Raw genomic sequence first — 4885 nt, forward strand, 5'->3', positions numbered from 1 at the left:
ACTGATTGAATAATTGATTAATTATCTATTTTTAAGGTTATTTGTAATATTAATCTTAAACAGGCATCGCTACCAACCTGATGGAACTTGCTAAATAGATTCTATGCTATGCCTGTTCTATTTTAATACTTATTTATGACAAAGTATAAATACCAATAACAGAAACTCTTGTTACATTACCATCCAACTCCTGGGCATGAACAAGTGCATTATCCTCCAGAATAGTTAAAAACTGAGCGGCCGAATTTTTCGTCATATCAATATCTATAGCAATCTGAGTGCTAACTAAAACTCCATCATTATTATCAAGACCGTTATAAACGACGATATATTTACTCATGTCTTATTCTCCTATTTATATTATCTCCTATACACTACATTGGCTATTTTCCTTTTTCCATATGATTAATTAATGGTCTATTTTTAAATTTCATCTAACAATATTTATACCTGAATTCTGGAATAATGAATCCGTCGGAAGTAAACTTTATCATCCCAAAGCATGCCACCGCTGAGAGACAGAACATCAACATATGTGTTTATAAAAGTGAGGACTGGGATGAGTAAACAGAACCATCAATATTTAGCTCAAAATACGTTCTATTGGTTTTTCGTGTAAATTCCTTCTGTTAATAATGTAGTTGTCTATGTCACAATGGCGTCTTAAACACAGCCTGAGGGTATTAAGGCCATGCTGTGAGAATAAATTGGATACAACTATGGAAGAAAATATACAACCCACACACCCACCTGAAACTGAAGGCTCGCATCTTCAGCGAAGCCTGACTAACCGACATATACAGCTTATTGCTATCGGGGGCGCTATTGGAACCGGCCTGTTTATGGGGTCAGGTAAAACTATTTCCCTTGCAGGGCCTTCGATCATTTTCGTTTATATGATCATCGGGTTTATGCTGTTTTTCGTGATGCGAGCAATGGGAGAGCTATTGCTTTCCAATTTGCATTATAAATCATTCAGTGACTTTGCAGCTGACCTTCTGGGACCATGGGCCGGTTTTTTTGTGGGCTGGACTTATTGGTTCTGCTGGGTGATTACCGGTATTGCTGATGTTGTTGCCATTACCTCTTATGTTGGGTATTGGGCACCTGGTTTCCCTGAATGGGCAACTTCTCTTTTATGCGTTTTGATTTTACTGACGCTGAATCTCGCAACAGTCAAACTATTTGGTGAACTGGAATTTTGGTTTGCGATGATCAAAATTGTTGCCATTGTTGCCTTAATTGTCATTGGTGGCGTATTGATTGGTAGTCATTTCCAGTCTCCCGCAGGGCATGTCGCTTCCCTTTCCAATGTCTGGGGCGATGGAGGCATGTTCCCTATGGGACTGAGCGGATTCTTTGCCGGCTTTCAAATCGCAATATTTGCTTTTGTTGGAATTGAATTAGTCGGAACAGCAGCGGCAGAAACCAAAAATCCGATGAAATCGCTGCCGAAAGCCATTAATGCCATTCCTGTCCGGATTATTACATTCTACGTACTCGCATTAATTGTCATTATGTCAGTTACACCGTGGCGTGCGATTGTGGCGGATAAAAGCCCCTTTGTAGAACTGTTTGTTCTGATCGGGTTACCTGCCGCAGCCAGCATTGTGAATTTCGTAGTACTGACTTCTGCTGCATCCTCAGCAAACAGCGGGGTTTTCTCTACCAGCCGGATGTTATTTGGTTTAGCTAAGGAAAGAAATGCACCAAAACAGTTCAGCCAACTTTCCCGGCGTTCAGTTCCTGCATCAGGTTTGATTTTTACCTGTTTATGCCTCTCTTGCGGCGTTATTCTGATCTATTTTATTCCCGATGTAATGCGTGTTTTTACATTGGTAACAACGATATCAGCCATTCTGTTCATGTTTATCTGGAGTATGATTTTGTGCTCCTATCTGGCCTACCGGAAGCACCGTCCTGAACTGCATAAAGCATCTGTTTACAAAATGCCCTTTGGTATTGTGATGTCGTGGGTTTGTCTGGCTTTTTTTGCTTTTGTCATAGTTCTTCTGTCGTTACAAGCAGATACCAGACAGGCATTAATTGCGACTCCTGTCTGGTTCATTATTTTAATGATCGGGTATCAGGTTGTGAAAAGGCGTAAAGCCCATCTCTGATTAGAGAAAAATGGCCCGTAATCCGGGCCATTTCTTATGGATATTACTGAGAATCCGCCATTTTTGTTCCCTGATGGAATCTGAGTTGCCATGCACCCAAGGCGGATAACTGCCAGATTGATGAGCGCAATGCTTCATTATATGACTGCCCTCGTTTATTCACTTCATAAGATTTATAGGTAAGCAACACAATATTTTTATCCAAAACCTGCATATTAAAATCTTCTGAAAAAATTTGAGGAATAATATTTATTTCTTCTTTTAAAAATTTCACCACAATTTTCTTCGTATAAATATTACCAGACTTCCCTATTTCCAGAAAATTATCATGTAGGATACTATTCAACTATTTAATATCATATCTTTTTTCTCCATGCAGGCTAATTTCAAGGTTTTTTATTATTGAAAGTATGGCTGAATTTTCCTGATTCATTGATACCCTTAGATTATAATAATTAAGAAAAAACAATATTATTTATTTTTCAGACATTATATTTACATTTAATGTTTTATCGGGTAATTATAGTAAAGTCAAATTCAGGAGAGGTATATATGAAAATTAAAATCAGATCTGCTGAAACTGAAGATGCTGAGCATTTTCAGCGAATTTTTGGTCATCCCGATGTTTATACCTATACATTACAACGCCCATGCCCATCTCTTGAAATGTGGCGTGAGCGTCTTAAGGATAATAGAATTCAGGGTGTATCCGACTTCGTGGCAGAAATAAACAGTAACGTTGTTGGCACTCTGGGGTTATATAGTTATCCCAACCCAAGACGCAAACATGTTATCAGCCTCGGTATTGGTATTGATTCTGATTATTCAGGCCGAGGTATTGGCTCAGAAATGATGGCGTTTGCTATTGACTATGTTTTCAACTGGCTCGGTTGCATCAGAATTGATCTGGAAGTCTTCACAGATAATGAAAAGGCAATTGCTCTTTATACTAAGTTTGGGTTTGAAATGGAAGGTATTCAGCGCAAAGCAGCCCTTAAACAGGGGCGGTACTGCGATGTTATGGATATGTCTCTAATAAATGAGCAGGTTTTATAAAGTCCCATTAGGACTAAAATAGTTATTTTCTTAAAAGAAAAAATATTTCTTTGCTGTAATCAATTTATTTTCTATATGTCTGGCCAGATAATCTATCAGCCAGACATGAACTATATTAAAAACCTCGTTGCAATATTTTGCACTCATATTCCTGTGAATTTAACTGGCTCTGTAACTGATTTATAAGAGTATCATGATGATTAAAATCACTATATATAAACAAATCAAGTGCAGCATAACTATATTCTGGCCATGTGTGGATAGCAAAATGTGACCCTGCCAATATCATTGCTCCACTGATACCACGTGATTTCGATTGATGAAAATGGTAATTAATAACATCAAATTCACACTTACGAGAAATATCAACCATCATATTCTCAATAGTTGATATACATTTCAATTTGTCACTTTCACAGTTTTTCATTTCTATGATGATATGAGTGCCAAACTGTCTTGTATCTGCAGGCAAATGGATTTTTTCTTGCCCCTGATATTGAAATTTGGTTCCGTTACACTTGTTACAACCTGTCTCTATCAACTGCTCTATGGTTAATATGTCTTTTCCATATCCAATCGTCAACCGGTTGTTACACGATTTACATTGATAGAATTTTATACGTGGATTAATCTCTCCAGTATATATTTTATTTGAATAATCAACATTACCTGAAATGGTTGGATATGTATTTTTTGTGACAGAAAGAATATATAAGTCACTGACATTACCTATAATACTCCCACCATAATATTTATTAAATTGTGGATAGATACTTTTGATAAAAAGATCCTGATCACTAAATAGTTTTTGAATCTCATGATTTTCTTTAGGTTTTTTTTGTCCAAACGATAATAATATTTCACTTCCCTCATTTTTAGAAAAGCTAATTGCTCTCGACAAAAATAATTTTAATCCACTAAAAGTATAGGGTGGATCTGTTAAAATTACGTCGAATGATCTGACATATTTATTTGGCTCCTTCAGATTTAAATACTCAGTATTAATCGTAAAGCCATTTTTCATTGCTACATCTTTAATAAATTCCAATAACTCTTTATCAATATCTTTAACATGAATATTTTTATTATCATAATGGCCCAGCTTTTTAAAAGCCATCATTAAAGCCACAGATGTCAAATCATCATCACCTAAAAAAAGAATTTTTTGTTTGAATACTATCGGGTTTTTGAGTAACAGCATTACCCTACGCACAGATGTATCCAAAGTGGCATGAGCCTGATCCAACAATACATTGACGCGAGGGCGGCTATCATATATAGGAGCAAGAAAACCGGCTAAATCATCTTTAAATTTTTCACTTGCCTCTTCTGAGGATAATGAATTATATAATTCAGAATCAACAAGCTTGTAATTAAGTTCATTCTGAATATATTGAATACCCTCTAATTTGAGTTTAAACACCCCTTTATTATCCGCAAAATTTAATTTTATAAGTTCTTTTTTAAATGCTGATACGAGATGAATAGGCAACCCTATTTTTAATGATAATTCTTTATTCGATACACAATCATCTAAATATAAATAAGAAAGTAACTTTTCCAGCACTTCAATAGGTTGTTCTAACTTCATATTATTTTTTATAGTACAGAGTATATTCATTTTAATCTCTTATATGGCTTTCAGTCCTTCATATCAATAATATAATAAAAATGATTACCTATTAATTCAGTTACCAGCAACATCAATA

At 35.7% G+C, this 4885-nt stretch carries 5 protein-coding genes; 2 read left to right on the forward strand and 3 right to left on the reverse strand.

The annotated features are described in order from the left end of the window. Positions 1-133 precede the first annotated feature (133 nt). Complete coding sequence (locus AACX38_RS04770; protein ID WP_099120586.1) at positions 134-340, reverse strand: hypothetical protein; 207 nt, start codon at positions 338-340, stop codon at positions 134-136. A 379-nt stretch (positions 341-719) separates the two neighbouring features. On the opposite strand from AACX38_RS04770, the gene cycA reads away from it, so the two are divergent. Continuing rightward, the gene (cycA, locus tag AACX38_RS04775) at positions 720-2120 is read left to right on the forward strand and encodes a D-serine/D-alanine/glycine transporter (RefSeq protein ID WP_228859892.1); all 1401 of its coding nucleotides are present in this window, start codon (positions 720-722) and stop codon (positions 2118-2120) included. A gap of 43 nt (positions 2121-2163) precedes the next feature. Here the strand turns inward: cycA and AACX38_RS04780 are convergent, their stop codons facing one another. Beyond that, the gene (locus AACX38_RS04780; protein ID WP_339385658.1) at positions 2164-2466 is read right to left on the reverse strand and encodes a nuclear transport factor 2 family protein; all 303 of its coding nucleotides are present in this window, start codon (positions 2464-2466) and stop codon (positions 2164-2166) included. Between the two features lie 206 nt (positions 2467-2672). On the opposite strand from AACX38_RS04780, the gene AACX38_RS04785 reads away from it, so the two are divergent. Beyond that, complete coding sequence (locus AACX38_RS04785) at positions 2673-3176, forward strand: GNAT family N-acetyltransferase (RefSeq protein WP_228865812.1); 504 nt, start codon at positions 2673-2675, stop codon at positions 3174-3176. A 115-nt stretch (positions 3177-3291) separates the two neighbouring features. Here the strand turns inward: AACX38_RS04785 and speD are convergent, their stop codons facing one another. Then, a complete protein-coding gene (gene speD, locus AACX38_RS04790; protein ID WP_228865813.1) occupies positions 3292-4797 on the reverse strand; it encodes an adenosylmethionine decarboxylase in 1506 nt (501 codons plus the stop codon). Positions 4798-4885: the final 88 nt, after the last annotated feature.

The sequence above is a fragment of the Xenorhabdus sp. PB30.3 genome (assembly GCF_963895965.1).
In the GTDB taxonomy this organism is placed as follows: Bacteria; Pseudomonadota; Gammaproteobacteria; order Enterobacterales; family Enterobacteriaceae; genus Xenorhabdus; species Xenorhabdus stockiae.

Excerpts from the sequence above, each read along its gene's own strand:
- AACX38_RS04770 (WP_099120586.1), bottom strand. The coding sequence starts at position 340 with ATGAGTAAATATATCGTCGTTTATAACGGTCTTGATAATAATGATGGA.
- speD (WP_228865813.1), bottom strand. The coding sequence starts at position 4,797 with ATGAATATACTCTGTACTATAAAAAATAATATGAAGTTAGAACAACCT.
- cycA (WP_228859892.1), top strand. The coding sequence starts at position 720 with ATGGAAGAAAATATACAACCCACACACCCACCTGAAACTGAAGGCTCG.
- AACX38_RS04785 (WP_228865812.1), top strand. The coding sequence starts at position 2,673 with ATGAAAATTAAAATCAGATCTGCTGAAACTGAAGATGCTGAGCATTTT.